We start from the raw sequence: 26,235 nt of genomic DNA on the forward strand, positions 1-26,235 counted from the left end.
GATTCTGCTCCGACTAGTGCTGTTCGTACACCTTCGGATCGAGCGTGCCGATGTACGGCAGGTCGCGGTAGCGCTCGTCGTAGTCCAGGCCGTAGCCGACGACGAACTCGTCGGGGATGTCGAAGCCGATGTGTGCGACGTCGATGTCGGCGCGCATGGCGTCGGGCTTGCGCAGCAGCGTGCACACCCGCAGCGAGCGCGGGCCCCGCGTCGCGAGGTTGCGCAGCAGCCACGACAGCGTCAGGCCCGAGTCGATGATGTCTTCGACGATCAGCACGTCACGGCCGCTGATGTCGCGGTCGAGGTCCTTGAGGATGCGCACGACGCCCGACGACGAGGTCGACGACCCGTACGAGCTGACCGCCATGAACTCGAGCTGCGTCGGCAGCGGGATCGCGCGGGCCAGGTCGGTGACGAACATGACCGCGCCCTTGAGCACCGTGATCAGCAGCAGATCCTGGTCGCCCGCGTCGGCGCGATAGTCCTCGGCGATCAGCGCGGCCATCTCGGCGATGCGCGCCTGAACCTGCTCCTGAGACAGGAGAACCGACTTGATGTCACCCGGATACAGATCCACGGCAACAGCGTGCCATGCCTCTGCGCCGAGTACCAAGACCGTCCCGCTCGGCGGTCGCTCACACGGGCCGGGCGGCGACTGTGAGCTGTCCGGCGCGGCGGGTCACGATCAATCGCTGGTACCGCAGCGGCGAGCTGACGGCGGCGCCGCCCTGCCCGTGCCAGTCCGCGACGAGCGCGTCGACGGCGCGCAGCTGGACGTCGGTGAGCGTGGTGGCGCCGACGCTCAGCAGCCAGGCGCGGATCACCCGGCGGCGCAGCGCGGCGGGGAGATCCTCGAGCCCGGCGACGGTGAGGCCCTCGCCGTCGCGCAGGGCAGCCAGGTGCCCGGCGGCCAGGGCGTCGAGGGCGTCGTTGTCCTCCCGCAGCGCGGCGGCGGTACGGGCCAGCGCCGGCGCGACGCCGCCGGCGAGCACGTCCTCCAGCAATGGCAGCACCTCGGTGCGCAGCCGGACCCGGGTGTAGCGCGGGTCGGTGTTGTGCGGGTCCCGCCAGGGCGTCAGTCCCAGTTCGGCGCAGACCGCTTCGGTGTCGGCGCGCCGCACCTCCAGCAGGGGCCGTCCCCACGGTGGGTCCCAAACCCGCATGCCGGCAATGGATCTCGGGCCCGATCCGCGCCCCAGGCCGAGCAACACCGTCTCGGCCTGGTCGTCGAGGGTGTGCGCGAGCAGCACCGGAGCCCCATCGCGGGCGGCGTCCAAGGCGGCGTAGCGCGCCGTGCGGGCCGCGGCTTCCGGTCCACCGTCGGTACCGACATCGACGGAGAGCACTTGCGCGTCAACGCAACCCAACTGCCGGGCCTGTGCCGCCGCAGTGGCGGCGACGTCGGCCGATCCGGTTTGCAGGCCGTGGTCGACGATCAGCGCGATGGTCGGTTTCAGGGCGGCGGCGACGGCGGTCAGTGCCAGCGAGTCGGCGCCACCGGAGAGCCCGACACACCACCGGTCGGCCGGGTGCCGGCGCGCGAAGGCGGTGACGGCCGCGCGCAGCGGGGTCAGAGCACTCGATCGATCCATCGCCGCGGCTCATCGATTTCGGTTGGCAGCGGCAGGGTTTCGGCATCGGTCCAGATCGCATTGAACCGCTTCATGCCGACGGTCGACACCACCTCGTCGACGAACTTCTTGCCGCGGGTGTACTGGGCGATCTTGGCGTCAACACCGAGCAGGGCGCGGACAATCCGTTGCAGCGGAGACTGTTTGCGGTGGCGGCGCTCGTCGAACCGGCTGCGGATGGTGGCGACCGACGGCACGACCGCCGGACCGACGGCGTCCATGACGTGATCGGCGTGCCCTTCCAGCAGCGTCCCCAGCACCAGCAGCTGATCCAGCGCACGCTGCTGCTCGTCGGACTGCATGATGCGCATGATGCCCAGGATGCCTTGCGAATTCGCGTCGGCGTCGCCGTCCCGCTGTGCCCGCACGTACTCCGCCAGCCGGCCGATGACGTCACCGGCATCCAGACCGGATTCGTCGGTCAGCACGGCGAGCGCCTGCGACATGTGTTCGGTGAGCCAGGGGTTCGCGCGGAACTGCACGCGGTGCGTCACCTCGTGCAGGCACACCCACAGCCGGAAGTCGGCGGGTTCGACCTTCAACTGCCGTTCGGCGGCAAGCACATTGGGCGCGACGAGAAGCAACTCGCCCCCGTTCGCCGCAAACGGGTCGTACTGCCCGAGGATGCCCGACGACACGAACGCCAGCACCGCGCCCGTCTGCGCCCCGGCGATCCGTCCGCCCAGCTTCGCGGCCAGGCCTGTGGGACTGGAGGTTTCGCCACCGGTCATCACCCGCATCGACTCGGCGGCAGCACGCACCCAGTCCTGCCGGTCGACGACGCGCGCTTCGGGCACTTCGGCGCCCTCGTTGAGGAGCGTCACCTCGCGCACCGGGAGCTCGGCCCGGCGCGCCGAATCGGCGAGCTGCGCGCGCACCTGGTTGCGGGTGTAGTCGGTGGTCGCCGGTTCCGGGCGGGTCAGCTTTGCCCCGACCGTGGCGGCGAAGCCCCAGTCGACGGCCCGGCCGACGGTCGGCTTCCGGCTCACGTGCCGCACCCGCAGGACCGGAACGCCGCGGCGAGGGCGTCCAGCGCGGTGCGTCCTTCCGGACCGGCGTTGTTGGAGATGAGCGCGAAGGTCAGGACCCGTCCGCTCTGGTCGGTGACGATGCCCGCCAGCGCGTTGGTGCCGGTCAGTGAACCGGTCTTCGCGCGCAGGTATCCGGCCGACGAGGTGTCGGCGTAGCGGTTCCACAGCGTGCCACTGCCGCCCGCGATCGGCAGGACGTCGAGCAGCGGGCGCAGGCGGGGCTCATTGGTGCCCGCGGCCGCGTTGACGACGTCGTCCAGGACCGTGGCAGTGAGCCGGTCGTTGACCGACAGGCCGCTGGCGTCGAACAGCGTCGCACCCGAGGTGGTCAGTCCGGCCTTCGCCAGCTGTCCGAGAACGGCACGTACCCCGCCGTCGAAACTCTGCGGCTGGTTCACCGCGGCGGCGACCTCGCGGCCGATCGACTCGGCCATCACGTTGTCGGAGGCGCCCATCATCTCGCGCAGGCGCTCGATCAGCGGCGGGGATTGCACCGCGGCGAGCTGCTGACCGCCGGCGGGGCTGGTGCGGAGGGTCACGTTGGCGGGGTCGACCCGCAGCGCCGCCGCCAGGGCGCGGCCGGCGTCGAGGGCCGGTGTCGTCGAGCGCTTGGACTCGACCGTGGTGGGCTGGACGCGACCGGCGTCGACCATCACCGACTGGATCGGCGCCCAGTCACCGCCCTCGATGTCGGCGACGTCCCAGCCCGGCGCCATGGTCGGGCCCGAGTAGAGGCTGGTGTCGACCTGAATGGCGCGGGGCGTGACGCCGGCCTTGCGGACCTGGTCGGCCAGATCGGAAATCCGGGCCGCGTCGCCGTACCAGGTGTCGGTGCCCGGCGGCGCCGCCGACAGCGTCGGGTCGCCGCCGCCCTTGAGCACCACGACGCCCGGGGTGTCGCCGGACACGACCGTGGTGGTCAGCCGCGCGTTGCGGTCGAGGGTCAGCAGGGCCGCGGCCGCCGTGAGGGTCTTGTTGGTGGATGCGGGCTGTAGCGGGACGTTCTCGCTCAGCCCCCACACCTGCGCGCCGGTGATGGCATCGGTGATCCGGCCCCCGAGAATGCCGAGATTCGGGTTGGCGGCCAGCGGCGCCAGCACGGCGGCGAGCTGCGCGGGCACCACTTGCGGCGCGTTGTCGGAGACCGGTTGCACGGCCGGTCGCGGCGAGACGAGCGCGGGCTGGGGCTTGACCGTCGCCCCGGCTGCCGGGACGGCATCATGCCGCGTCATCACCGCGGCGGCCGCCACCAGCGCGGCAACCAGCACGAGAACTGCCACGCCGATCACCACGTGGGTCGATCGGCGCCACCGGGTGGGCCGCATGTTGCTCCTGAACTCGTACGGGTCACTCAGCAGGGTATCGCTCGTCTAAGGTGTAGCCCGTTATCAGCACAGAGCTAAGGAGTCTCCCGGTGGAGCACGAAGTCGTCATCGAGATCCCCAAGGGTTCGCGCAACAAGTACGAAGTGGACCACGAGACCGGACGGGTGAAGCTCGACCGCTACCTGTTCACCCCCATGGGTTACCCCACCGACTACGGGTTCTTCGAGAACACCCTCGGCGAGGACGGCGACCCGCTGGACGCGCTGGTGCTGCTGACAGAGTCTGTCTTCCCGGGCTGCATCGTCGACGCTCGCCCGGTCGCCATGTTCAAGATGACCGACGAGGCCGGCGGCGACGACAAGCTGCTGTGCGTTCCCGCCGGTGACCCGCGTTGGGACCACATCCAGGACGTCAGCGACATCTCGGAGTTCGAGCTGGACGCCATCAAGCACTTCTTCGTCCACTACAAGGACCTGGAGCCGGGCAAGTTCGTCAAGGCCGCCGACTGGGTCGGCCGCAAGGAGGCCGAAGAAGAGCTGGCCCGCTCGATCGCCCGGTTCGAAGAGCAAGAGCACTAGTCTTTCGTTTTCACCGAGCCTGACCCGCCGTACGCTGGAAAGCGGCGGCGGGTCAGGAATCGGCGATGGATTGGTTCACAGCACCCGAATACTGGTTCAGCCGGCTGGTGCTGGAACGCGGCATCGCCGGCGTCTATCTGATTGCTTTCCTCTGCGCCGCAAGGCAATTCCGCGCCCTCCTCGGCGCGCAGGGCATGTTGCCCATTCCGCGATATCTGTCGGCGGTGTCGTTCCGGCAGGCGCCCAGCATCTTTCACTGGCATTACTCCGACACGTTCTTCGCGGCCGTCGCGTGGTCGGGCGCCGCGCTCAGTACCGCGCTGGTCGCGGGTGCCGGCGATCTCGTGCCGCTGTGGGCGGCGATGCTCCTGTGGCTGCTGCTGTGGGTGCTGTACCTGTCGATCGTCAACGTCGGGCAGCGGTGGTACGCCTTCGGCTGGGAGTCCCTGCTGCTGGAGGCGGGATTCCTCGCGGTGTTCCTCGGCAACGACTCCGTGGCGCCGCCCGTGCTGGTGATCTGGCTGGCGCGGTGGCTCGTCTTCCGCACCGAGTTCGGCGCCGGGCTGATCAAGCTGCGCGGTGACCGGTGCTGGCGCGATTTGACGTGCCTCTACTACCACCACGAGACGCAGCCGATGCCGGGCCCGCTGAGCTGGTTCTTCCATCACCTGCCCAAGCCGCTGCACCGGGTCGAGGTCGCGGTCAACCACTTCACGCAGCTGGTGGTTCCGTTCGGGTTGTTCGCACCGCAGCCTGTCGCCACCATCGCGGGCGCGATCGTGGTGGTCACGCAGCTCTGGCTGGTGATCTCCGGTAACTATGCGTGGCTGAACTGGTTGACGATGGTGTTGGCGTTCAGTGCGATCGCCGGGCCGGCGTCCGCCACACCCCTGCCCGCCGCAGCGCCGACGTGGTTCGTGGTGCTCGTCATCGGATTCAGTGTCCTGGTCATGGTGCTGAGCTACTGGCCGGTGCGCAACCTGCTGTCGCCGCAGCAGCGCATGAACGCATCGTTCGATCCGCTGCACCTGGTGAACACCTACGGCGCCTTCGGCTCGATCGGCCGTGTCCGGCGTGAGGTGGTGCTCGAGGGCACCGACGATGACGACATCACCGACGAAACCGTCTGGCACGAATACGAATTCAAGGGCAAGCCCGGCGCCGTCGGCCGGCTGCCGCGGCAGTGGGCGCCTTACCACCTGCGACTCGACTGGCTGATGTGGTTCGCCGCGATCTCGCCGACCTACGGGCGCCAGTGGTTCGCCGGCCTGCTGGAGCGATTGCTGCGCGGCGACGCGGACACACTGAAACTGTTGCGGCACAACCCGTTTCCGGATTCGCTACCCAAGTTCGTCCGCGCGCGGATCTTCCGCTACCGCTACGCCACTCCCCACGAACTGCGGCACGACCGGGTGTGGTGGCACCGGACGCCGGAAGGCGAGTACTTCCCGCCGGTCACGCTGCCCGACTAGTGCGCGGCTTCGATCCGGCCGGCCAGCATCGCGGTCCAGTCCGCGATGTACTCGTCATCGGGGATGTCCACCTGCGGGGCGTGGAAGACGACGCGCGTCGCCTGCTTGCCCAGCAGTGCGTTGACCCCGACCACGGCGATCCGCCGGGCGTCGGCCGGATCGAGGCGGGGCGCGCAACCCCTGATCCAGTCGGTCAGCTCGCTGTAGAGGCCGTCGACCAGAGCGGCATAGGCGGCGTTGACGCGGTCCGACTGGTCCGCCGGTGTGCGGGCTGCCACCTGCAGGAACTGGCTTTCCTGGTTCAGGACGCTCAGCACGTACCGGCCGAGCAGCGTGAGTTCGGTCCGCAGCTCGCCCTCGCCGGCGAACAGTGCGCTGATGTCGTGCATCGCGCGGCGCCGGTCCAGCTGCCTGTCGATCCCCGCGACGAGGACGGCCTCTTTTGTTTTGAAGTGGTTGTAGAGGGCGCCGCAGCCGGGCACCAGGCCGGCGGCCTTCTCAATCTGGGTGATGCTGGTGGCTTTGTAGCCCTGCTCGCTGAACAGCCGCATGGCCTCGGTGACCAGGCGTTCCTTGGTCCGTTCCCTTGTCGAGGTTTCCACCGCTGCCTCCCCACCATTGACCGGATATAAGAAGGGTCATATATTTCGTACTAGGTCACCATACAACGCTGGGAGGCGCAATGACCGGGAATGTGCCGCGCGGACGCATCCGCCGCACCATGCCGGTCGCCGGCTTCACCGCACGCGCCGCCGGTGGCCGGATGGTCGCGGCGCTGCGGGAGAAGGCCGGCAACACCGGCGCCGTCGAACGTTTCCATGAGCGCACCGCCGAGCAGTACGCCGAACTCCTCGGCCACTCCAAGGGCGTGTTGATGAAGGCCGGCCAACTGGTGTCGATGGTCGACGCCAATGCCATTGGCGGCGGCGAACTCTCGCCGTACCAGCGCGCACTGACGCGGCTACAGGCCGACGCGCCGCCGATGGATTCAGCGCTGGCCCGGCGGGTCGTCGAGGATGATCTCGGTCGCCCGATCTCCGCGGTCTTCGCCTCGTTCTCCGACGAACCGATGGCGGCGGCGTCCATCGGACAGGTCCACCGTGCGGTGCTGCACGACGGCCGCGACGTCGCGGTCAAGGTGCAGTATCCCGGTGTGGCACAAGCCATTCGCGATGACTTGTCGAACACCGAGCTGTTGGCGACGATGTTCCGGTTCGCGGCAGGCGCGGCGAGCACGCTCGGCACCGTCTTGCCCGATGTCACACCCATCGCCGCGGAGATTTCCGAACGCATCTCCGAGGAGATCGACTACCGCAGGGAAGCCGCGCACATCACCGCGTTCCATGAGCTGTACCGCGATCATCCGTTCATCCGGGTACCCGAGGTCGTTCGCGAGGCATCCGGCGACCGTGTCCTCACCATGACGTATCTGGACGGATTGGACTGGGCCGCAGCGCAAGACGTCGATCAGAACTTGAAGGACACCTGGGCCGAGGTGATCACCCGGTTCATCGCCGGAGCGTACCGGCACGGCAATCTGTTCCACGCCGACCCACACCCGGGCAACTACCGATTCGGCCTTGACGGCACGGTCGGATTCGTCGACTTCGGCTGCGTGAAGGTACTCACCGAGCATCAACGCGGCCAGATCGTGCACATGCTCCGCGCTGCGGTAGACGGCCAGCGAGACCAGCTTCGAGCAGCCATGGTCGAAGCTGGTTTCTTAACAGCCGATTCCGTACTCACTGCGGATGACGCTTACAGCTGGTACCAACAGATCATCTACGAATTGCTTGTCCCGCAACCGGTGACCTACACCGAAGAGACCTCGCGGCGTGCCATCGCCTCGATGCTGGACATCCGCGACTCCGACCATCCCATGCGGCACATCACGGTGCCCGCCGATTTTGTGTTCTTCTCCCGGCTCAACCTGTCCATGAACGCCATCTTCACCGCCTTGCACGCGACCTTCCACGCCCGTGCCGCGGTCGACGACATGGACGGCGTCGCCGAGCCGATCACAGAGTTGGGCCGACAGCACGTGGCCTGGGTTCGCGAGCGTGGCTTGCCTTTCGGGACAGACGATCATGAGCACCGCTGACGTCACGGCAGCCCGGCTGCCCTGGGACGCCGCCGATCCCTACCCCTTCTACGAAGCCCGGCGGCGCGACGGAGATGTCGTGTGGGACAACGCCGCACAAGGTTGGCTGGTGCTCGGCTACGACGCGGCCCGGCAGGTGCTGGGCGGCTCCGGCTGGACGAGCGACCCGCTGGCCAACCCGGTGGCACGCGCGTCGATGACCATGCTGGGGCCGGAATTCGCGAAGGCGTCGATGCTCTTCACCGACGGCGCCGACCACGACCGGCTGCGCGGCGCGGTCCGGGACGCGTTCACCCGCAGCACGATATCCGGGCTGACCGAAGGCGTGGAGACCATCGCCGCCGAGGTCATCGCGCAGGCACCCACCGGCGAGCCGTTCGATTTCATGTCGCGGATCGCCCTACCGTTGCCGATCGCGGTGGTGGGTGAATGGCTCGCGCTGGAACCCGGCCACGCGGCGTCGCTGCGCGAACTGTCGCCGTCGATCATCCGCATGCTCGGCACCCTGGCCGATCCCGTAGAGGTGGCCGAGGGCTTCGGCGCCGCCGCCGCACTCATGGCGGAGTTCCTGCCGCTCGCCGCCGATCGACGGGCCAATCCCGGCGATGACCTGTTCAGCTTCATCGCCACCGATCCCGAACTGTCGCTCGAAGACGTCGTGGTGACCGCCATCCTCATCGCGGTCGCCGGACACGAAACCACCGCGAATCTGCTTGGCGCTGGGCTGATTCGGCTGGTGACCGAACAGGTCGACACCGTCGACGGGGCCGTCATCACCGAGCTGCTGCGACTCGACGGCCCGGTGCAGTCGACGGTGCGCACCGCGACCGAGGACCAGACGGTGGGCGGCGTCGACATCGCCGCCGGCGACAGCGTCGTCGTCGTGGTGGCGGCCGCGAACCGCGACCCGGCGGTGTTCGACGAACCTGACCGCTTCCGCTTGGACCGCACCGGCCCCGCCCCCGTGGCCTTCGGGTACGGCGCGCACTACTGCCTGGGTTCGGCGCTGGCCCAGCTCGAGTTGACCGTCGCGTTGCGGGAAGTCCTTGCGCGCCAACCTGTTATCCGCGGCGCAGTCACGTGGCGCGATACGCCCGCCATTCGGGGACCGCAGACGTTGCCGGTGGCGTTCAGCTGATGCGGGTGTTCGTGACCGGCGGGACGGGCGCCATCGGCATCCACACCGTGCCCGCCCTTGTCGCGGCGGGGCACGCCGTCACGGCGCTGGCTCGCAGCGATGCGAAAGCCGCGTGGTTGCGGAGCCAGGGCGCTGAGCCGGTTTCGGTGCCGCTGTTCGACCGTCATGGGCTGGCCGACGCATTCACCGGCCACGACGCGGTGATCAATCTGGCGTCGGCGCTGCCGTCGACCACGGCGTTCATCCGCAAATCCGCCTGGGCGGAATGTGAGCGCGTGCGTTCGGAGGGGTCCGCGAACGTTGTTGATGCCGCGCGGGATGCGGGCATTCCGAACCTGATTCAAGAATCCGTGGTGATGATCTACCGCGACGGCGGCAGCGACTGGATCGACGAAGACCAGCCCGTCGACCACTACCCCATCACGCGCGGCAACCACGCCGCCGAAGCCAGCGCACGCCGGTTCGCAGCGGCCGGCGGGCAGGCGACGATCCTGCGGTTCGGCGTCTTCTACGGCCCGCATGCCGCGCACAGTGAACAGATCCTCGACATGGCCAAGTGGCACATCGGGTTCTCTCCCGGACGGCCCGGCACCTACCTGTCGTCGATCCACGTCGCGGATGCGGCGAGCGCCGTCGTCGCGGCACTCACGGCACCCGGCGGCACCTACAACATCGTCGACGACCGGCCACTCACCAAGCGCGAATACGCCGAGGCCTGCGCCGCCGCCGTCGGGCGCCGCATCTGGATCAGCGGGCCGGGACGGCTGGGGCTCCTGCTCGGTGACCGACTCACGTCGATGACGAGGTCACTTCGGGTGAGCAACAAGCGCTTTCGCGAGGCTGCGGGCTGGCGTCCCCGCTACCCCAGCGCACTCGAGGGTTACCGCGCGATGGCAGAGCTACGGTGAAACACATTCCGAGGGTGCGGATTCGCACCACGGTGTGACGCCGCGGAAGTGGTAGCGGTGGGTCGCGACCCAGCGGTAGATCCACTCTTGGAGCGCGCCGACGCCCGGGATGCCATAAACCCACAACGGCAACCGGGTGCCGATCGCCGCGGCCACGGCGGCGTTCGCCGCCTTGGCGCCACCGAGCACCTCGCCGGAGGAATCCAGCCACCACACCGATTCCATCAAGTGCTCCGGTGCCACTCCGAGTCGTTCGGCGGTACCGGGCTTCTGCAGTGGTTCGGTGCGCAGCCGGCCGGTGCGATTCATCCGCAACAACTGATTGCGGGCGCGGGTACACATCCCGCACTTGCCGTCGAAGAACAGCACACCGTCCATGACTTCATCATGCGCCGCCAGGCGCGGCCGGAAACCGTGAGTCGCCACACATCAGGGCTAGTTGCGCATGATTCGCGGGCGCGATCCCTCGTCGATGATCGCGAGATGGACCCTGCGGGTCAGGATTTGCAGTCCTGTCGGCATCGGCGGCGCGGCGGAGGTGTAGACCGCACCGGTAGGTGTGGTCAGTGTGACGGTGTGGCGGCCGTGCCGGTCGTAGGTTGTGGCCGCGTGCCAGCCGGGTTCTTCTTTGACGTAGTTGCAGTGCGCACATTGGCCTTGACCGTTGTGCACGCTGGTCGGGCCATGCTGCGCGCGCGGCCAGATGTGGTCGGTGTGCCGAATCCTGGCGTTGCAGTACGGGGTCCGGCAGATCTGATCCCGCAACGCGATGAACCGGGCCAGGGCTTTCGGGAACGCCCGGGATTTCGACTCCATCGCCACCAGCTTGTCGGTACCCGGCTGGGCGTACAGGCGCCGCACCGCGGCCGCGCCCTGCGCATCGAGCGCGCCGACCACGACGAGATCCCGCGCTATTTCGGCCGGGATCGGCCCGTACCCCTCCAGATGCGCCGGTTCTGAGCCACCGCCGAGCAGGGTCTCATCCGAGAGCACCAGGTTCGCCGTCACCGGCACCGGCGACTGCACCGGGTTGCGGCCCGTGACCCGCTGCACCATCACGTCGGCCATGATCTGGTCGTGGGTGCGGCCCAACCCGGCCGGTACCGTCCTGCCCGGCAGTGTCGAGGCCAGCGTGCTCGCCGCCTCATCGGACAGCGCGGTATGCATGGCGCGGCCTTCGGCAGCCGGCAGCCGCACGCTCACGGTGGCCATGCCGTCACCAGCAGGCCGGAACCGGACATGACGCCCGGCCGGCGCGCGGCGCACCCGCTGCACGATCGCCTCCTGATCGAGCCGGTAGGCGATCCGCTTGGCCTCGGCGGTGATCTCGGCATCACCCTTACCGTCGAGGGTGGCAGGGTCCGAGCACAATTCGGCATCCAGCAGCCGGCGACCCAACACCGACAGGCACTCGGCCTCTTTGGTGATCAGCTCGGCCCGGTGCTCGGAGAGGACACCCGACTCCAACGCGGCCAGCGTGCGCGGCATGTCCGCGACCAGGATGCGGGCCATCGCCATCAACCGCTCACCCCGATGCGGCGACTCGCGCCGCGCCAACCCGATCTCCGAACCCAGCGCGGCCCGCGACACCCGTGGCCCACCCGCCGCGGCCGCCGCCACCCGCCGCGCCTCAAGTGCGGCCGCCAGCCGCGCCTGCTGGGCCGCCGCACGCGCTTTGACCCGTTCGAGCTCCGCCATACGACCCGACAACGCCGCCTCATCGGCCTCAGGGTCCATCAACGGCGTTTCGAACATATGTGCGATTCTATCGGATACCTGTGATGCACGCCAGACCCCAGATAAATGAATTTGCCCCGCTGTAACACGAGGAAATCTGCCCGTACCCTGCAGATTCGATGATGTCTATGTGTTGATGCATCAGGGAATCGGTCTCGACGCGTTCAACGCCATGCCGAAGCAGCGGGCGGTGCACGCACTGTACGAATGCTGCTACAGCGTGCCCCTGGCCGGCAGCCTCGCCGACGGACGCGCCTACAAAGACCACGACCACCTGTTCCGGCGGGCGGACGACCTCCTCTTCGCGCTCGGCGACTCCTCGGTGGACGCGATCCTGCAGGCCTATCCGCAGCTCGGCCGCCGCCCCGGCAGCGCCCGCTCACAGTTCGAACAGTGCGCGGTGTGCGACCGCGACCCCGATCTCATGGCAACCCTGACCGCGCACGCCGCGACCTACCGTGACCACTTCGGCTTCGACTTCGTGATGTTCGTCGGCGCCATGAGCGCCAACGAAGTGCTGACCCACATGGCCGACCGCATGCACAACGACCACGAGACCGAGCGCAAGGTGGTCCGCAACGAGCTGGCCCGCATCAACCGGACGCGACTGGAGCGCATGCTCGGGCCTGAAGGCGGCTACAACAACTGGTAACGAAGCCGCCACGGCATGCCCGCCGCCAGGAAGCGTTCGCCAAGCCTTAGTAGTTTGTACCCGTGCATCAGGAGATCCCCCCGCAGTACGTGCGTTCGGCGAACGCACCGCAGGCCCGGACCCTCATCGACATCCTCTACGCCACGGCCGACCAATATCCCGATGCACCCGCCATCGACGACGGCACCGTCCAGCTCACCTATGCCGAGCTGATCGCCGACGTCGAGGAGAGCGTCGCCTGGCTGGCCGCGCGCGGCATCGGCCGAGGTGACCGCATCGGCATCCGCATGCCGTCGGGCAGCTACGCGCTGTACGTGTCGATCCTGGCGACCCTCGCCACCGGCGCCGCATACGTCCCCGTCGACGCCGACGATCCCGAGGAACGCGCCGCGCTGGTCTTCGGCGAGGCCGGCGTCGTCGGCATCATCACCGAGGCGGGCCTGGTCCGCGGGCCCGGCTCGACCCGCGGCTGGCAGGCCGGCCGCCCGCTGACCCGCGACGACGCCTGGATCATCTTCACCTCCGGCTCCACCGGCACCCCGAAGGGCGTCGCGGTGACGCACCGCAACGCCGCCGCGTTCGTCGACGCCGAGGCCGAAATCTTCCTGAAGGACAACCCGCTGGGCCCGGGCGACCGGGTGCTGGCCGGGCTGTCGGTGGCCTTCGACGCGTCCTGCGAAGAGATGTGGCTGGCCTGGCGCCACGGCGCCTGCCTCGTCCCGGCCCCGCGCTCGCTGGTGCGCAGCGGCATGGACCTGGGCCCGTGGCTGGTATCCCGCGACATCACCGTCGTCTCGACGGTCCCGACGCTGGCCTCGCTGTGGCCCGCCGAGGCCCTGGAGGCCGTGCGCCTGCTGATCTTCGGCGGCGAGGCCTGCCCACCCGAGCTCGCCGAGCGCCTGGCGGTCGAGGGCCGCGAGGTGTGGAACACCTACGGACCGACCGAGGCCACGGTCGTCGCGTGCCTCGCGCCACTCGGCGGCGGCCCGGTCAGCATCGGCCTGCCGCTGCCCGGCTGGGATCTGGCGGTCGTCGACAAGGACGGCCTGCAGGTCGGCTACGGCGACGTCGGCGAGCTGGTGATCGGCGGCGTCGGCCTGGCCCGCTACCTGGATCCGGAAAAGGACGCCGAGAAGTACGCGCCGATGGAGACCCTCGGTTGGGGCCGCGCGTACCGCAGCGGTGACCTGGTCCGGCTCGAGGCGGACGGCCTCTACTTCCAGGGCCGCGCCGACGATCAGGTCAAGGTCGGCGGCCGCCGCATCGAGCTCGGCGAGGTCGACGCCGCACTGGTCAACCTGCCCGGTGTCAGCGGTGGTGCCGCCGCGGTGCGCAAGACCGCCACCGGCACTCCCCTGCTGGTCGGCTACATCGCCAGCGCCGACCCCGAATTCGATATCACCAAGGCCCGCAAGACACTTGCCGAGTCGCTGCCCGCCGCGCTGGTGCCGCGCCTCGTCCTGGTCGACGAATTGCCCACGCGCACATCAGGAAAAGTCGACCGCAACGCACTGCCGTGGCCCATCGAAGGGGCGGGCGCGGCGGGCGACGACAGTCCCGACCTCGACGGCACCATGGGCTGGCTCGCCGGGCTGTGGCGCGACGTGCTGGCCTCCCCGATCGACGGACCCGGCGCCGACTTCTTCGCACTCGGCGGCGGCTCACTGTCCGCCGCGCAGCTCGTCTCGCTACTGCGGGAGAAGTACCCACAGGTCACCGTCGCCGACCTGTACGACCACCCGCGCCTGGGCTCTCTGGCCGGCTACCTCGATGAACTCGACCCGCCGCCGCTCGTCGAAACCCGAAGCGTCACACCGGTTCCGCTGACGACGCAGCTCATCCAGACCGCTGCCGCGATCCCGCTCGCGACGCTGGCCGGCATGCAGTGGGTCGTGTGGCTGGCCATCCTGAACAACGTCGCCGCGGCGCTGCACCTGCTGCCCTGGGCCCACACCGTGAACTGGTGGGTGGTCCTCGTCGGATTCCTGGTGTTCGTCACGCCGATCGGCCGCATGGGTATCGCCGTGTTCGCCGCCCGCGCCCTGCTGTCCGGCCTGGAACCGGGCACCTACAAACGCGGCGGCTCCGAGCACCTGCGGGTCTGGCTCGCCGAACGGCTCGGCGAGGCCAGCGGCGCCGAAAACCAGGCCGGTGCACCGTGGTTGGTGTACTACGCCCGCGCACTGGGCAACCGCGTCGGCGAGGGCGTCGACCTGCACTCGACGCCACCGGTCACCGGCATGCTCACGCTCGGTGACCGCTGCTCGGTCGAGCCGGAGGTCGACCTCACCGGCCACTGGATCGACGGCGACCTGTTCCACGTCGGCCCCATCAGCATCGGCAACGACGCCACCATCGGTGCCCGGACGACGCTGCTGCCGGGTGCGGTGGTCGGCAAGAACGCCGACGTCGCACCGGGTTCCGGCGTGATCGGCAAGGTCAAGGCCAAGCAATACTGGAAGGGTTCGCCGGCGGTGAAGTCGGGCAAGGCCCACCACCCGTGGCCCGACGAGAGGCCGGGCCGCGCGCCCATCTGGGTCGCGATGTACGGACTGACGTCGGTGCTGCTCGGCGGACTGCCGATCCTGGCCCTCGCGGCCGGGCTCGCGGTGCTGATTCCGCCGGTGCGCCATACGGATTCGCTGCCGGAGGCGGTCCTGCCGGTCGCGTTGTGGACGCCCGTCGCCGCGGTGGTCGCCATGGCGGTGTACGCCGCGCTGACCGTGATCGGGGTGCGCCTGCTGGCCCTCGGCCTGACCGAGGGCTACCACCCGGTGCGCAGCCGGGTGGGCTGGCAGCTGTGGGCCACCGAGCGCCTGATGGACGCCGCCCGCAACTACCTGTTCCCCATCTACGCCAGCCTGCTGACGCCGTGGTGGCTGCGAATCCTCGGCGCGAAAGTCGGTAAGGACACCGAGATTTCGACGGCCCTGCTGACCCCGAAATTCACCGAGGTGCTCGACGGCGCGTTTCTGGCCGACGACACCATGGTGGCGTCGTACGAGCTCGGCGGCGGCTGGATTCACGTGGCGAAGGCGACCGTCGGCCGGCGCGCGTTCCTCGGCAACTCGGGCATCACCCAGCCCGGCCGCCGCGTCCCCGACGACGGTCTGGTCGCCGTGCTGTCGGCGACGCCGCACAAGGCCAAGGCCGGTTCGTCGTGGCTGGGCAGTCCGCCGATCCGGTTGCGCCGCCAGCCAACCGAAGCCGACGCGGTGCGCACCTTCCATCCGTCGCTGCGCCTGAAGGTGATGCGGTCGACGGTCGAGACCCTGCGGATCGTCCCGGTGATGGTGACGTTCGGCATCGGCGTGGCGGTCCTCGGCGTCCTGCAGGCCCTGGCCGGCGAATTGGGCTGGGTGTGGGCGGCATTGGGCGCCGGCCTGGTCCTGCTGAACGCGGGCGCCATCGCCGGTGCCATCGCCGTGGTCGCGAAATGGTTGATGGTCGGACGCATCCGGGCCGTCGAGCACCCCCTGTGGTCGCCGTTCGTGTGGCGTAACGAGGTGTCCGACACATTCGTCGAGACCGTCGCCGGCCCGTGGTTCGCCCGCGCGGCCAGCGGCACCCCGGTGATGAACCTGTGGCTGCGGGCCCTCGGCGCGGCGATCGGTCGCGGCGTGTGGTGCGAAACCTATTGGCTGCCAGAGGCCGACCTGGTGACGCTGGGCCGGGGTGCGACGGTGAACCGGGGCTGCGTGGTGCAGACCCACCTGTTCCACGACCGCATCATGCAGCTCGACACCGTGGTGCTGGAGGCGGGCGCGACGCTCGGTACCCACTGCGTCGCGCTGCCCGCGGCCAGCATCGGCGCGGGCGCGACCGTCGGCCCGGCCTCCCTGGTGATGCGCGGCGACGCGGTGCCGGCCTCGACGCGCTGGCAGGGCAATCCGATTGCCCCGTGGGTCGGCAAGAAGCGCAAGTCCGGCAACCGACATAAGGCGCAGGCCGCGTGACCCGGACAAACAAGAAGGACCGCAAAAGCGTTGCACCGGTGATCGATCCGTACCTGCCCAACAACGGCAACTTCGGTTTCCGGGTGTCCCGCTACGAGCTGAGCCTCGAATACAAGGTCGAGAGCAACCGGCTGACGGGCATCGCCCACATCACCGCAGTCACCCTGGCGTCGCTGAACTGGTTCACCCTGGACCTGTCCGACGACCTGTCGGTGGCCAAGGTCGAGGTCAACGGACGGCGACCGGCCAAGTTCCGCACCGTCAACGGCAAGCTGCACATCACGCTGGCCGACCAGCTGCCCGCCGGCGCCGCGATGAAGGTGACGGTGCGCTACGGCGGTAACCCGCGGCCCATCAAATCCATCTGGGGCGCAGTCGGTTTCGAGGAACTGACCGAAGGGGCCCTGGTTGCCGGGCAACCGAACGGCGCGGCGTCCTGGTTCCCGTGCGACGACCACCCGAGCAGCAAGGCCAGCTACCGCATCGCGATCAGCACCGACAGCCCGTACCGGGTGGTCGCCAACGGTGAGCTGGTGAGCCGGAAAACCCGTGCGGCACAGACGTTGTGGGTGTACGAGCTCGCCGAGCCGACGTCGACCTATCTGATCACGCTGCAGATCGGCCGCTACGAGACGGTGCGCCTGGCCAAATCGCCGGTGCCGATGTCCGCCGCCCTGCCGCAGCGGCTGATCCGCAACTTCGAATACGACTTCGGCCGCCAGCCCCAGATGATGCAGCTGTTCACCCGGCTGTTCGGGCCGTATCCGCTGTCGACCGGCTACACCGTCGTCGTCACCGACGACGACCTGGAGATCCCGCTGGAGGCGCAAGGTATCTCGATCTTCGGCGCCAACCACTGCGACGGTCGCCGCAGCGCCGAGCGGCTCATCGCGCACGAGATGGCGCACCAGTGGTTCGGCAACTCCGTGACGGTACGACGCTGGCGCGACATCTGGCTGCACGAGGGATTTGCCTGTTACGCGGAGTGGCTGTGGGCCGAGGAGTCGGGCTGGCGCACCGCCGACCAGCTGGCCGCCCACAATCTGCAGAAACTCCGGGGCCTGCCGCAGAACCTCCTGCTGGCCGATCCCGGACCCGAGGACATGTTCGACGACCGCGTCTACAAGCGCGGCGCACTGACCCTGCACGCCCTGCGGCGCACCATCGGCGACGCGAATTTCTTTGCGCTACTGCGTGATTGGACCACCCGGTACCGGCACTCGACCGCGCTGACCGACGACTTCACCGGCCTGGCCGCCAACTACACCGACCAGTCCCTGCGTGGACTGTGGACCGCGTGGCTCTACACGACGGAGCTGCCGGCACTGTGAAACCCAGCGGTGTGGCGCGGGTCGCCGTCGCGACGGTGCTCAGCGCGCTCTGCGGCTACGCGATCCTGTACCTCGCCGCGCGCGATCTGGCCCCCGCCGGGTTCTCGGTGTTCAGCGTCTTCTGGGGCGCATTCGGGTTGTTCACCGGCGCGGCCAACGGACTGCTGCAGGAGGCCACCCGTGAGGTCCGCGTCGCGCGCATCGCCGAGCCCCAGCCGGGACCGCACCTGCAGCCGCTCCGGGTGGCCGCGCTCGTAGCCGTCGCCGCGGGCCTGCTGATCGCCGGCACCGCCCCACTGTGGGCGGCACACGTGTTCGTCGAATCCACCCCGCTGAGCGTGACACTGCTGAGCGTCGGCCTCGCCGGCTTCTGCCTGCACGCCACGCTCCTGGGCGTGCTGGCCGGGGCGGACGGTTGGACCCAGTACGGCACGCTCATGGTCACCGACGCGGGTATCCGGGTCGCCGTCGCGGTCGCGGCGTTCATCCTGGGCTGGGGCCTGGACGGCTACCTGTGGGCCACCGTCGCCGGGTCGATGTCGTGGCTGATCCTGCTGCTGGCCTCCCACGTCGCCCGGTCCGCCGCCGCCATCCCCACGCCCGGCACCCCGCGGACGTTCCTGACGGGGTCGGCGCACTCGATCGCCGCGGCGGGCGCCAGCGCCGTGCTGGTGATGGGTTTCCCGGTGCTGCTGCAGGCCACGTCCCGCGACCTAGGGGCCACCGGCGGCGTCATCATCCTGGCGGTGACGCTGACCCGCGCCCCGCTGCTGGTCCCGCTGACCGCCATGCAGGGCAACCTCATCGCGCATTTCGTCGACAACCGCAGGCTGCGCGCGCTACTCACGCCGACCCTGGTGCTCGCCGGACTGGGCGCCCTGGCAGTGGTGGCGGCCGGGCTGCTCGGGCCGTGGCTGCTGCGCACGCTGTTCGGGCCCGAGTACGCCGCGAGCGGCGCGCTGCTGGCCTGGCTGACGGCCGGCGCCGTCGCCATCGCCTTCCTGACCCTGACCGGGGCCGCGACCGTCGCCGCCGCGCTGCACCGCGCCTACGCGATCGGCTGGGTGAGCGCCACCGTGGCCGCGGCACTGTTGTTGCTGCTGCCGCTGGACCTCCAGACCCGCACCATCGTCGCGCTGATGTGCGGACCGCTGGTCGGAATCGTCGTCCACCTCGCCGCGCTGAGCGCGATCAGGCGCCCCTGAGCGTGTAGTTTCGGCAGCAACATGTCCTTCTATCACGACGTCTGGATCGTCATCCCCGCGTACAACGAGGCGAGCGTCATTGCCGACGTCGTCACGGATGTGCGCGCCGTCTTCCCCAATGTCGTCGTCGTCGACGACGGCGGCCGGGACGACACCGGCGACCGCGCCTTTGCCGCCGGCGCCCACGTGGTGCGTCATCCGGTGAACCTCGGTCAGGGGGCGGCCATCCAGACCGGCGTCGAATACGCCCGATCCCGGCCCGGGGCACAGTTTTTCGCCACGTTCGACGCCGACGGCCAGCACCAGGTCAAGGACGTCGTGCGGATGCTCGACCGGCTGCGGGCCGAGGATCTGGACATCGTCATAGGCACGCGGTTCGCCGACCGGCCGCCCGACCGCATGCCGATGCTCAAGCGGCTGCTGCTGCCGATCGTCGCCAAACTCAGCCGGTCCAGCCGCCAGCTGCACCTGACCGATGCGCACAACGGGCTGCGGGTGTTCAACAAGACGGTGGCCGACGGACTGAACCTGACCATGAACGGCATGAGCCACGCCAGCGAATTCGTCGCGCTGATCGTGGAGAACCAGTGGCGGATCGCCGAACAACCGGTGCACATCCTGTACACCGACTATTCGATGTCCAAGGGTCAGCCGCTGGTCAACGGCGTCAACATCATCGTCGACGGGTTGCTGCGCGGGAGGTTGCGCCGATGATCTGGACCAAGGCATTACTGATCGGCGCGGTGGTCCTGCTGCTGGCCTACCTGTTCTCGTCGCGGCGCAACGCGCAATCCCGGGCCTGGGTCAAGGTCGGCTACGTGTTCTTCGTGCTCGGCGCCATCTACGCGATCCTGCGCCCCAACGACACCACGGTGGTGGCGCACTGGCTCGGCATCGGCCGCGGCGCCGACCTGCTGTTGTACGCGCTGGTCATCGCGTTCCTGTTCACGACCATCAGCGCCTACATGCGGTTCAAGGACCTCGAACTGCGCTACGCCCAACTGGCCCGCGCGGTGGCGCTGGAAGGCGCGCGGGTGCCCGATCCCGAGCCGCCGATCCGTCAGGTCTGAACGCCCAGACTCCCCAGCATCGTGGCCAGCAGTTGGATGCGGCCATCCTCGAGTTCCGGCTGCGGCAGCACGGCGCGGATCAGCGCCGCGCCGTCGAACGTATTGACCATGACGGCGACGATCAGCATGAGCAGTTCCGGCGGCAACTGATCGGCGCCGGGCATCTCCTGCGCGGTCTCGTAGATGTTGCGGCCGTATTCCACGAGGGCGCCCTGCAGCGTCGTCCGCAGCTTCTCGTCGGTGCGCGCCGCCACCATGAGCTCGTACATCACGGCGTTGGTGGCGTTGCCGCTGATGTCGCGCAGCGCGATCAACGCGCCCTCCAGAGCCGGCCGGTCCGAAGGGATTTCGGCGATCTGCTTACTGAACTGCTCCAGCTGCCGGCGCATGACCTCCAGCGCCGTGGCGGCCATGAAATCACCCATGGTGGCGAAATGCTTGAACAGCGCGCCGTCGGAGACCTCGGCCCGGCGCGCGATCACCGCCGCCGAGGCGCGGGCATAGCCCACCTCGACGATGGTGGCGATCGCGGCGTCGAGAAGCCGGGCCCGGGTCTCCTCCCGGCGCTGCTGTTGCGTTCTGGCCACGTCAGACCGCTTGTGCCACCGGCAGTTTCGCGCCGCGCGCTGGCAGGTAGTGGCCGGACTTCACGGTCTGCCCATAGCCCTCGACGAATTCGCCGTCGCGGAACACCACCTGGCCACCCACACCGGTCGCCACCACGGCGGCGTCACTGCGGTTGACCATGCGGCTCAGGCCGCCGTAGAACTCCACCGAATCCTCGTGGTACGCCTCGAGTCCGGCGTCGAGGCCGGCAGGATCGATCACCACGAAGTCGGCGCGCTCACCCTGACGCAGCGTGCCGGCCTCGAGACCGAACCAGTCGGCGACCTCACCAGTGAGCCGGTGCACGGCGTGCTCGGTGGTCATGAACGGGCGGCCGGCCTTGTCGGCGTCCTGCACGCGGCGCAGCATCCGCAGCGCGTAGTTGTAGAACGCCATGTTCCGAAGGTGCGCACCGGCATCCGAGAAGCCCATGTGCACCGACGGTTCGACGGCCAGCTTGTCGAGCTGCTTGGGACGGTGGTTGGCCACGATCGTGGTCCAGCGGGTGTTGCGTTCGCCGTGCTCGACCAGGACGTCGAGGAACGCGTCGAGCGGGTGGATGCCGCGCTCGTCGGCGATCTGGCCAAAGCTCTTGCCGATCAACGACTTATCGGGGCATTCGACGATGGTCGAGTCGTGGAAGTCACGGTGCCACAGGGTCGGGCCCAGCACCTTCTTGTCGAACGACTTACGGAACCGGCGCCGGTACTCCGGGTCGGCCATCAGCTTGTTGCGCTCCAGCTGGTCACGCAGATGCAGCGCGGCGGTGCCCGCACCGAACTCCTCGAAAACCGGGAGATCGATTCCGTCCGAATACAATTCGAACGGCACTGGCAGGTGCTGGAAGCGGACCTTCGAGTTCAGTACCTTGTTGGCCAGGCGGGTCACCGGGCCCAGCAGGTACACCGCGCCGGGCGACGACTTGGCGTCGGCGGCCACCAGGAGGCTCATCCGCACGCCGCGGCGACGGCCGAACCAGCCGCTGCTCTCGAGGAAGAAGTTCAGTGCCTCTTGCAGTTTGGCGACGTTGGGCGCGCTCTGCAGGATGCGGCCGCGCTTGCGCAGCACCTTGATCAGGCGGCGGCGCTCCCGCCAGGTGGCGAAGGTCGACGGCAGGGCGCGGGACCGGAAGCGGTCACCGTCGAGCTTGTCGATGGCGGCGTCCATGCCGGACATGCCGAGCATGCCGGCGTCCAGGGCCGCCTCGAGCCGCGACGCCATAGTCTCGAGCTCGGCGTTGGTCGGGGTGACGTTCGGGGTCGTCGCGCGGTCCAGGCCCAGCACCGAGGTGCGCAGATCGGAGTGACCCAGCAGCGAGCTGACATTCGGGCCGAGCGGCAGCGCCTCGAGCGCCTGCACATACTCGGCGGGACCGGACCACGACCGGTTCTGCTCGAGCGCACCGACGACGAACTTGCGCGGCACTGCCTCGACGCGGCTGAACAGATCGGCGGCGTCGTCGTTCTCGGCGTAGACGGTCGACAGCGAACACATGCCCAGCAGCACCGTCGTCACGCCGTGGCGGACGGACTCCCGCAGGCCCGGATCGAGGAGCACCTCGGCGTCGTAGTGGGTGTGCACGTCGATGAAGCCCGGCGTCACCCACTTGCCCTTGGCGTCGATGACGTCGGGGCAGCCCGTCTCATCAAGTGGTTGTGCCGACACCGTCGCGACGACGCCGTCGCGGATACCCAGGTTGCGCAGTTGCGGCGTGCGGCCGGTGCCGTCGAACCACAAGCCGTCTTTGACGATCACGTCGTAGGTCATGACGTGAGACTAGGACAGAAAGTGAGTGCTTACAATCTTTTTCTGCGTAATCGCAGGTCAGGGGCGGAAGAAGTCCACCGTCCGGGCCACGCCCTCGGCCAGCGCCACCTTGGGACTCCACCCCAGCACGGCACCGGCGCGGCTGATGTCCAGGCACGATTTCCGCAGGTCACCCAGGCGCGGCGGGTGGAACTCAGGAGCGTCCGGCACGCCGACGGCCGCGGCGATCGCGGTATGCAGCTGCGCCACCGACGTCTCGACCCCGGTACCGACGTTGAACCGCTGCCCGCCGCCGGCTTCCCCGCCGGCGCGGACGAAGGCGTCCACGACGTCGTCGACGAAGACGTAGTCGCGGGTGTCGGTGCCGTCACCGAAGATCTTGGTGGGCCGCCCGGCCAGCAGCGCCTGGCTGAAGATCGCGACCACGCCGGCTTCACCGTGCGGGTCCTGGCGCGGGCCGTAGACGTTGGCGGGCGCGATGTGCGAGCAGTCCAGCCCGTACAGGTTGCGGAACATGTTGAGGTAGACCTCGCCGCACACCTTGCTGGCCGCGTACGGGGACGACGGATCGACCGGCATGTCCTCGTTGGTCGGGTAGCCCGGCGGGACGCCGTAGATCGACCCGCCCGACGAGGTGTGGACGACCTTGCGCACGCCGTTGCTGCGCGCCGCCTCGGCCAGCCGCACGGTGCCGACGACGTTGACCCCGGCGTCGAACGGCGAGTCGGTCACCGACCGTGCGACGGAGATCTGCGCGGCCAGGTGGAAGATCACCTCGGGCTGCTCTTCGGCCACGATGGCGTGCAGATCGGCGTCGACGATGTCGGCCTTCACGAACTCGAATCGCTCGTTCTGCTCGGCCTGGGCGAGGTTGTCGACCTTGCCGCTGCTCAAGTCGTCGAGCCCGACGACGTCGTGTCCTTCGGACAGGAGCCGGTCGACGAGCGTCGATCCGATGAACCCGGCAGCACCAGTGACAAGTGTTCGCACGGCGCAACCATACCGACGGTTGCTGCGTGACGCCCCGTACAGTCGACAAGAGTGAACTGGGTCGCCCGAACCGCCGCCGCGCTGGTGGCGCTGCAGCTGATACTGCGGGCGGTCCTCGCATTCGGCGGCTACTTCTACTGGGACGACCTGATCCTGATCGGCCAGGCCGGCACCCATTCGCTCCTGTCGCCGGACTTCCTCTTCAATGACCACGACGGGCACGTAATGCCCGCCGGATTCCTGCTCGCCGGGGTGCTGACACGACTGGCCCCGCTGACGTGGTTCTGGCCGGCCGTGAGCCTGGTGGTGCTGCAACTCGTCGCGTCCGTGGCGCTGCTGCGCGCCCTGCGCGTCATCCTCGGGTGGCGGCCGGTACTGCTGGTGCCACTGACGTTCGCACTGTTCACGCCGCTGGGGGTGCCGGCGTTCGCCTGGTGGTCGGCGGGGCTCAACGCGCTACCGATGGCGGCGGCCATGGCCTGGGTCTGCGCCGACGCCATTCTCCTGGTCCGCACCGGAAATCCGCGGTATGTGTGGACCGGCTGCCTGGCCTACTTGGGCGGGCTGCTGTTCTTCGAGAAGTCCGCGGTGATCCCGTTCACCGCGTTCGCGGTGTGCTGGCTGCTGATGTACGTGACGGGGGCCGGCTCGCTCAAGACGGTGTGGCGTACCGGCCTGCGGCTGTGGCTGGGGCTGCTGACCATCACGATCGGCTGGGTCAGCGTCTACCTGCTGGTGGTCAACCAGAAACGCTGGACGCTGGACCTGGCGATGACGTGGGAACTGCTGGCGCGGTCCGTCACGCACGGCCTGGTGCCCACGCTGGCCGGTGGTCCGTGGGACTGGCAGCGCTGGGCGCCGGCGTCCCCGTGGGCGACGCCCGGCCCGGTAGTAATGGTCCTCGGCTGGCTGGTTCTCGCCGCCGTGGTTGCGGTGTCGCTGCTGCGGAAGCGGCGACTGGGCCCGGTGTGGCTGGCGGCCGTGGGCTACGTGGTGGCGTGCCAGGTACCGATCTATCTGATGCGGTCGTCGAAGTTCACCGCCCTCGAGCTGGCACAGACGCTGCGTTATCTGTCCGATCTCGTCGTGGTGCTGGCGCTGCTGGCCGCCGTCGCGTTCTGCGCACCCAACCGGAGTACGCGGTTCGACGACTCCCCGCGGCGCCGCGTCGTTGTCGCTTGTGCCGCAACAGCATTCGTGGCCAGCAGCCTGTACTCGTGGGCGACGTTCCTGCCCAGCTGGCGCGACAACCCGACGCGCGCCTACCTCGTCAACGCCGAGGCAGCGCTGGGCCATGCGCCCCGCGGCGTGCCACTGCTGGACCAGGAGGTCGATCCCCTGGTGCTGCAACGCGTGGCATGGCCGCAGAACCTGGCCAGCCACATGTTCGCCTTGCTGCGCGACCGCCCCGAATTCGCTTCCAGCACAACCTCTTTACAGATGTTCACCGCGACCGGCCAGCTGGTACCGGCCCAGGTGACCTGGACCCGCACGATCGCCCCGGGACCGGCACCGAACTGCGGCTACCTGGTGCAGACCGACGCGCCGGTCACCATGCCGCTCGACGGCCCGCTGCTGCCGGCCGACTGGACCGCCGAGATCAACTACCTCGCCAACAGCGACGGGTCCCTGACCATGTCCCTGCCCGAGGGCCGCGAGGCCCGGGTGCCGGTACACCCCGGCCTGAACCGGGTGTTCGTCCGGCTACCCGGCGCCGGGGCCGCGATCCAGGTGAAGGCCAACACGTCGGCGCTGTCGGTGTGCGTCGCCTCCGGGCCGGTGGGATTCCTGGCGCCCAAATAGCCGCGCAAAAAACTGTCCCCTTCCGGGACGGTGCCCACTCCTACCTGTGTCAGCAAGTCCACAAGGGCCTGTGACCACAGGAAAAGGAGAACTCCCATGACCACCACCACCGGGACCGCAAACGGCAAGCGCATCGCACTGGCCGCGCTCATCGGCACGGCTGCGCTGTACGTGGCCCCGCTGGCGCTGACGACGCCCATCGCAAGCGCAGATTCCCTGGCCGAGCGCTGCACAAAAGGCAACGGCACCTTCGCCCTCGGGACGCGGTCGGACGGGTCGATCGTCGCGAGCTGCACCACGACCAACTCGGACGGCGTCAAAACCCAGTGCTCCGAAATCAATCACAAACCGCAGGGCTGCATCACCGTGCCGCGGACGGCTGTGAAAGGCCCCCACATCCCGACCGGTGACCTCGTCCCGGTTCAGGTCGATCGCTCCTGACCCCCGTCGTCCACCACCCCGAAAAGGAATCCAGCAATGAACACGAACTCGATGATCAAGCCGACATTGGCCGCCCTGCTGAGTGCTGCCGCGCTGTACGCCGTTCCGGCGATCCTGTCCGCGCCCGGCGCCAACGCCACGGTCGGCAGCGATTGCATGGGTTCGAACCAGACCTACGAATCCAAAGTCGCGGGCGGGCACTCCTACGAGGCCTGCACGACGACCGACAAGAACGGCGACAAGACGAAGTGCTCGTACGTCGACGGAAAAGCTCAGGGCTGCATCGCCGTCCCGATGCGCAAGCCGAAGTTCAACCTGGACCCGAGCGTGTTGACGCCGGTTACGGAGACGCCGTCCGCGGGCCCGCACGTGCAGCCCGAACAGCGCCGGTAGCGCAAAAAGTTGTGGAGCCACCCAGGGGAATCGAACCCCTGACCTATTCATTACGAGTGAATTGCTCTACCGACTGAGCTAGGGTGGCGCGCCCCACCGA

At 68.9% G+C, this 26,235-nt stretch carries 23 protein-coding genes, 1 tRNA gene and 1 pseudogene; 14 read left to right on the forward strand and 11 right to left on the reverse strand.

The genetic code is table 11. The annotated features are described in order from the left end of the window. Positions 1–13: 13 nt before the first annotated feature. From hpt to dacB, 4 genes are read right to left on the reverse strand one after another with little or no spacing between them, the layout of a single operon-like run. Complete coding sequence (gene hpt / locus VXD91_RS07355; RefSeq protein WP_346415065.1) at positions 14–613, reverse strand: hypoxanthine phosphoribosyltransferase; 600 nt, start codon at positions 611–613, stop codon at positions 14–16. Positions 614–635: 22 nt separating this feature from the next. After that, positions 636–1,592 (reverse strand): tRNA lysidine(34) synthetase TilS, encoded by a 957-nt coding sequence (gene tilS, locus VXD91_RS07360; RefSeq protein ID WP_346415066.1) that lies wholly within the window; start codon positions 1,590–1,592, stop codon positions 636–638. Beyond that, entirely contained in the window at positions 1,571–2,620 is a 1,050-nt protein-coding gene (locus VXD91_RS07365) for a zinc-dependent metalloprotease (protein WP_346415067.1), read from the reverse strand. The genes tilS and VXD91_RS07365 overlap by 22 nt, the downstream gene beginning before the upstream one ends. After that, positions 2,617–3,987 carry a D-alanyl-D-alanine carboxypeptidase/D-alanyl-D-alanine-endopeptidase gene (gene dacB, locus VXD91_RS07370; RefSeq protein ID WP_346415068.1) on the reverse strand — a complete coding sequence of 457 codons (1,371 nt, stop codon included), beginning with the start codon at positions 3,985–3,987 and terminating at the stop codon, positions 2,617–2,619. The genes VXD91_RS07365 and dacB overlap by 4 nt, the downstream gene beginning before the upstream one ends. 89 nt (positions 3,988–4,076) lie before the next feature. Between dacB and VXD91_RS07375 the strand changes: the two genes are divergently transcribed. Both VXD91_RS07375 and VXD91_RS07380 read left to right on the forward strand, forming a co-directional pair. Then, complete coding sequence (locus tag VXD91_RS07375) at positions 4,077–4,565, forward strand: inorganic diphosphatase (protein WP_135356445.1); 489 nt, start codon at positions 4,077–4,079, stop codon at positions 4,563–4,565. Positions 4,566–4,630: 65 nt separating this feature from the next. After that, on the forward strand, positions 4,631–6,037 hold the full coding sequence (locus tag VXD91_RS07380) for a lipase maturation factor family protein (protein WP_346415069.1): 1,407 nt from the start codon (positions 4,631–4,633) through the stop codon (positions 6,035–6,037). On the opposite strand, the gene VXD91_RS07385 is transcribed toward VXD91_RS07380, so the two are convergent. Beyond that, on the reverse strand, positions 6,034–6,588 hold the full coding sequence (locus tag VXD91_RS07385; RefSeq protein WP_135356525.1) for a TetR/AcrR family transcriptional regulator: 555 nt from the start codon (positions 6,586–6,588) through the stop codon (positions 6,034–6,036). The two genes, VXD91_RS07380 and VXD91_RS07385, sit on opposite strands and share 4 nt — an antisense overlap. 131 nt (positions 6,589–6,719) lie before the next feature. On the opposite strand from VXD91_RS07385, the gene VXD91_RS07390 reads away from it, so the two are divergent. From VXD91_RS07390 to VXD91_RS07400, 3 genes are read left to right on the forward strand one after another with little or no spacing between them, the layout of a single operon-like run. Further along, positions 6,720–8,138 (forward strand): AarF/ABC1/UbiB kinase family protein, encoded by a 1,419-nt coding sequence (locus tag VXD91_RS07390; RefSeq protein ID WP_346415070.1) that lies wholly within the window; start codon positions 6,720–6,722, stop codon positions 8,136–8,138. Next, entirely contained in the window at positions 8,125–9,276 is a 1,152-nt protein-coding gene (locus tag VXD91_RS07395) for a cytochrome P450 (protein ID WP_346415071.1), read from the forward strand. The genes VXD91_RS07390 and VXD91_RS07395 overlap by 14 nt, the downstream gene beginning before the upstream one ends. After that, positions 9,276–10,184, forward strand: a complete 909-nt coding sequence (locus VXD91_RS07400; protein ID WP_346415072.1) for an NAD(P)-dependent oxidoreductase — start codon at positions 9,276–9,278, stop codon at positions 10,182–10,184. Before VXD91_RS07395 ends, VXD91_RS07400 begins: the two co-directional genes overlap by 1 nt. On the opposite strand, the gene VXD91_RS07405 is transcribed toward VXD91_RS07400, so the two are convergent. Further along, the gene (locus VXD91_RS07405) at positions 10,176–10,562 is read right to left on the reverse strand and encodes a DUF393 domain-containing protein (RefSeq protein ID WP_346415073.1); all 387 of its coding nucleotides are present in this window, start codon (positions 10,560–10,562) and stop codon (positions 10,176–10,178) included. The genes VXD91_RS07400 and VXD91_RS07405 overlap by 9 nt on opposite strands. Before the next feature lie 57 nt (positions 10,563–10,619). After that, the gene (locus VXD91_RS07410) at positions 10,620–11,939 is read right to left on the reverse strand and encodes a DUF222 domain-containing protein (RefSeq protein WP_346415074.1); all 1,320 of its coding nucleotides are present in this window, start codon (positions 11,937–11,939) and stop codon (positions 10,620–10,622) included. Positions 11,940–12,051: 112 nt separating this feature from the next. Here VXD91_RS07410 and VXD91_RS07415 point away from each other — a divergent pair, with 112 nt between their 5' ends. The 6 genes from VXD91_RS07415 (at position 12,052) to VXD91_RS07440 (ending at position 20,135) form a co-directional block, all read left to right on the forward strand. Further along, on the forward strand, positions 12,052–12,573 hold the full coding sequence (locus tag VXD91_RS07415) for a 2-oxo-4-hydroxy-4-carboxy-5-ureidoimidazoline decarboxylase (RefSeq protein WP_346415075.1): 522 nt from the start codon (positions 12,052–12,054) through the stop codon (positions 12,571–12,573). A 62-nt stretch (positions 12,574–12,635) separates the two neighbouring features. Beyond that, positions 12,636–16,529, forward strand: a complete 3,894-nt coding sequence (locus tag VXD91_RS07420; RefSeq protein ID WP_346415076.1) for a Pls/PosA family non-ribosomal peptide synthetase — start codon at positions 12,636–12,638, stop codon at positions 16,527–16,529. Next, on the forward strand, positions 16,526–17,860 hold the full coding sequence (locus VXD91_RS07425; protein WP_346415077.1) for a M1 family metallopeptidase: 1,335 nt from the start codon (positions 16,526–16,528) through the stop codon (positions 17,858–17,860). The genes VXD91_RS07420 and VXD91_RS07425 overlap by 4 nt, the downstream gene beginning before the upstream one ends. After that, the gene (locus VXD91_RS07430) at positions 17,857–19,065 is read left to right on the forward strand and encodes a hypothetical protein (RefSeq protein WP_346415107.1); all 1,209 of its coding nucleotides are present in this window, start codon (positions 17,857–17,859) and stop codon (positions 19,063–19,065) included. Before VXD91_RS07425 ends, VXD91_RS07430 begins: the two co-directional genes overlap by 4 nt. A 21-nt stretch (positions 19,066–19,086) precedes the next feature. Beyond that, a complete protein-coding gene (locus VXD91_RS07435) occupies positions 19,087–19,779 on the forward strand; it encodes a glycosyltransferase family 2 protein (protein ID WP_318985390.1) in 693 nt (230 codons plus the stop codon). Beyond that, the gene (locus VXD91_RS07440) at positions 19,776–20,135 is read left to right on the forward strand and encodes a DUF2304 domain-containing protein (protein WP_212807311.1); all 360 of its coding nucleotides are present in this window, start codon (positions 19,776–19,778) and stop codon (positions 20,133–20,135) included. The genes VXD91_RS07435 and VXD91_RS07440 overlap by 4 nt, the downstream gene beginning before the upstream one ends. Here the strand turns inward: VXD91_RS07440 and VXD91_RS07445 are convergent. From VXD91_RS07445 to VXD91_RS07455, 3 genes are read right to left on the reverse strand one after another with little or no spacing between them, the layout of a single operon-like run. Continuing rightward, positions 20,126–20,722 (reverse strand): TetR/AcrR family transcriptional regulator, encoded by a 597-nt coding sequence (locus VXD91_RS07445; protein ID WP_020100950.1) that lies wholly within the window; start codon positions 20,720–20,722, stop codon positions 20,126–20,128. The two genes, VXD91_RS07440 and VXD91_RS07445, sit on opposite strands and share 10 nt — an antisense overlap. Position 20,723: 1 nt before the next feature. After that, positions 20,724–22,508 carry an amidohydrolase family protein gene (locus VXD91_RS07450; RefSeq protein WP_212807312.1) on the reverse strand — a complete coding sequence of 595 codons (1,785 nt, stop codon included), beginning with the start codon at positions 22,506–22,508 and terminating at the stop codon, positions 20,724–20,726. Between the two features lie 57 nt (positions 22,509–22,565). Beyond that, positions 22,566–23,498 carry an NAD-dependent epimerase/dehydratase family protein gene (locus VXD91_RS07455; RefSeq protein WP_212807313.1) on the reverse strand — a complete coding sequence of 311 codons (933 nt, stop codon included), beginning with the start codon at positions 23,496–23,498 and terminating at the stop codon, positions 22,566–22,568. Between VXD91_RS07455 and VXD91_RS07460 the strand changes: the two are divergent. The 3 genes and pseudogenes from VXD91_RS07460 to VXD91_RS07470 all read left to right on the forward strand — a co-directional run bounded on the left by VXD91_RS07460 (position 23,464) and on the right by VXD91_RS07470 (position 26,135). Continuing rightward, a pseudogene (locus VXD91_RS07460) lies at positions 23,464–25,301 on the forward strand (hypothetical protein). The gene VXD91_RS07455 and the pseudogene VXD91_RS07460 sit on opposite strands and share 35 nt — an antisense overlap. Positions 25,302–25,397: 96 nt before the next feature. Next, entirely contained in the window at positions 25,398–25,742 is a 345-nt protein-coding gene (locus tag VXD91_RS07465; protein WP_029118980.1) for a hypothetical protein, read from the forward strand. Positions 25,743–25,778: 36 nt separating this feature from the next. Further along, complete coding sequence (locus VXD91_RS07470) at positions 25,779–26,135, forward strand: hypothetical protein (RefSeq protein WP_212807315.1); 357 nt, start codon at positions 25,779–25,781, stop codon at positions 26,133–26,135. A gap of 12 nt (positions 26,136–26,147) precedes the next feature. Here the strand turns inward: VXD91_RS07470 and VXD91_RS07475 are convergent. Continuing rightward, positions 26,148–26,223 (reverse strand) — tRNA-Thr (locus VXD91_RS07475). Positions 26,224–26,235: the final 12 nt, after the last annotated feature.

This window comes from Mycobacterium sp. SM3041 (assembly GCF_039668335.1).
Taxonomy (GTDB): domain Bacteria; phylum Actinomycetota; class Actinomycetes; order Mycobacteriales; family Mycobacteriaceae; genus Mycobacterium.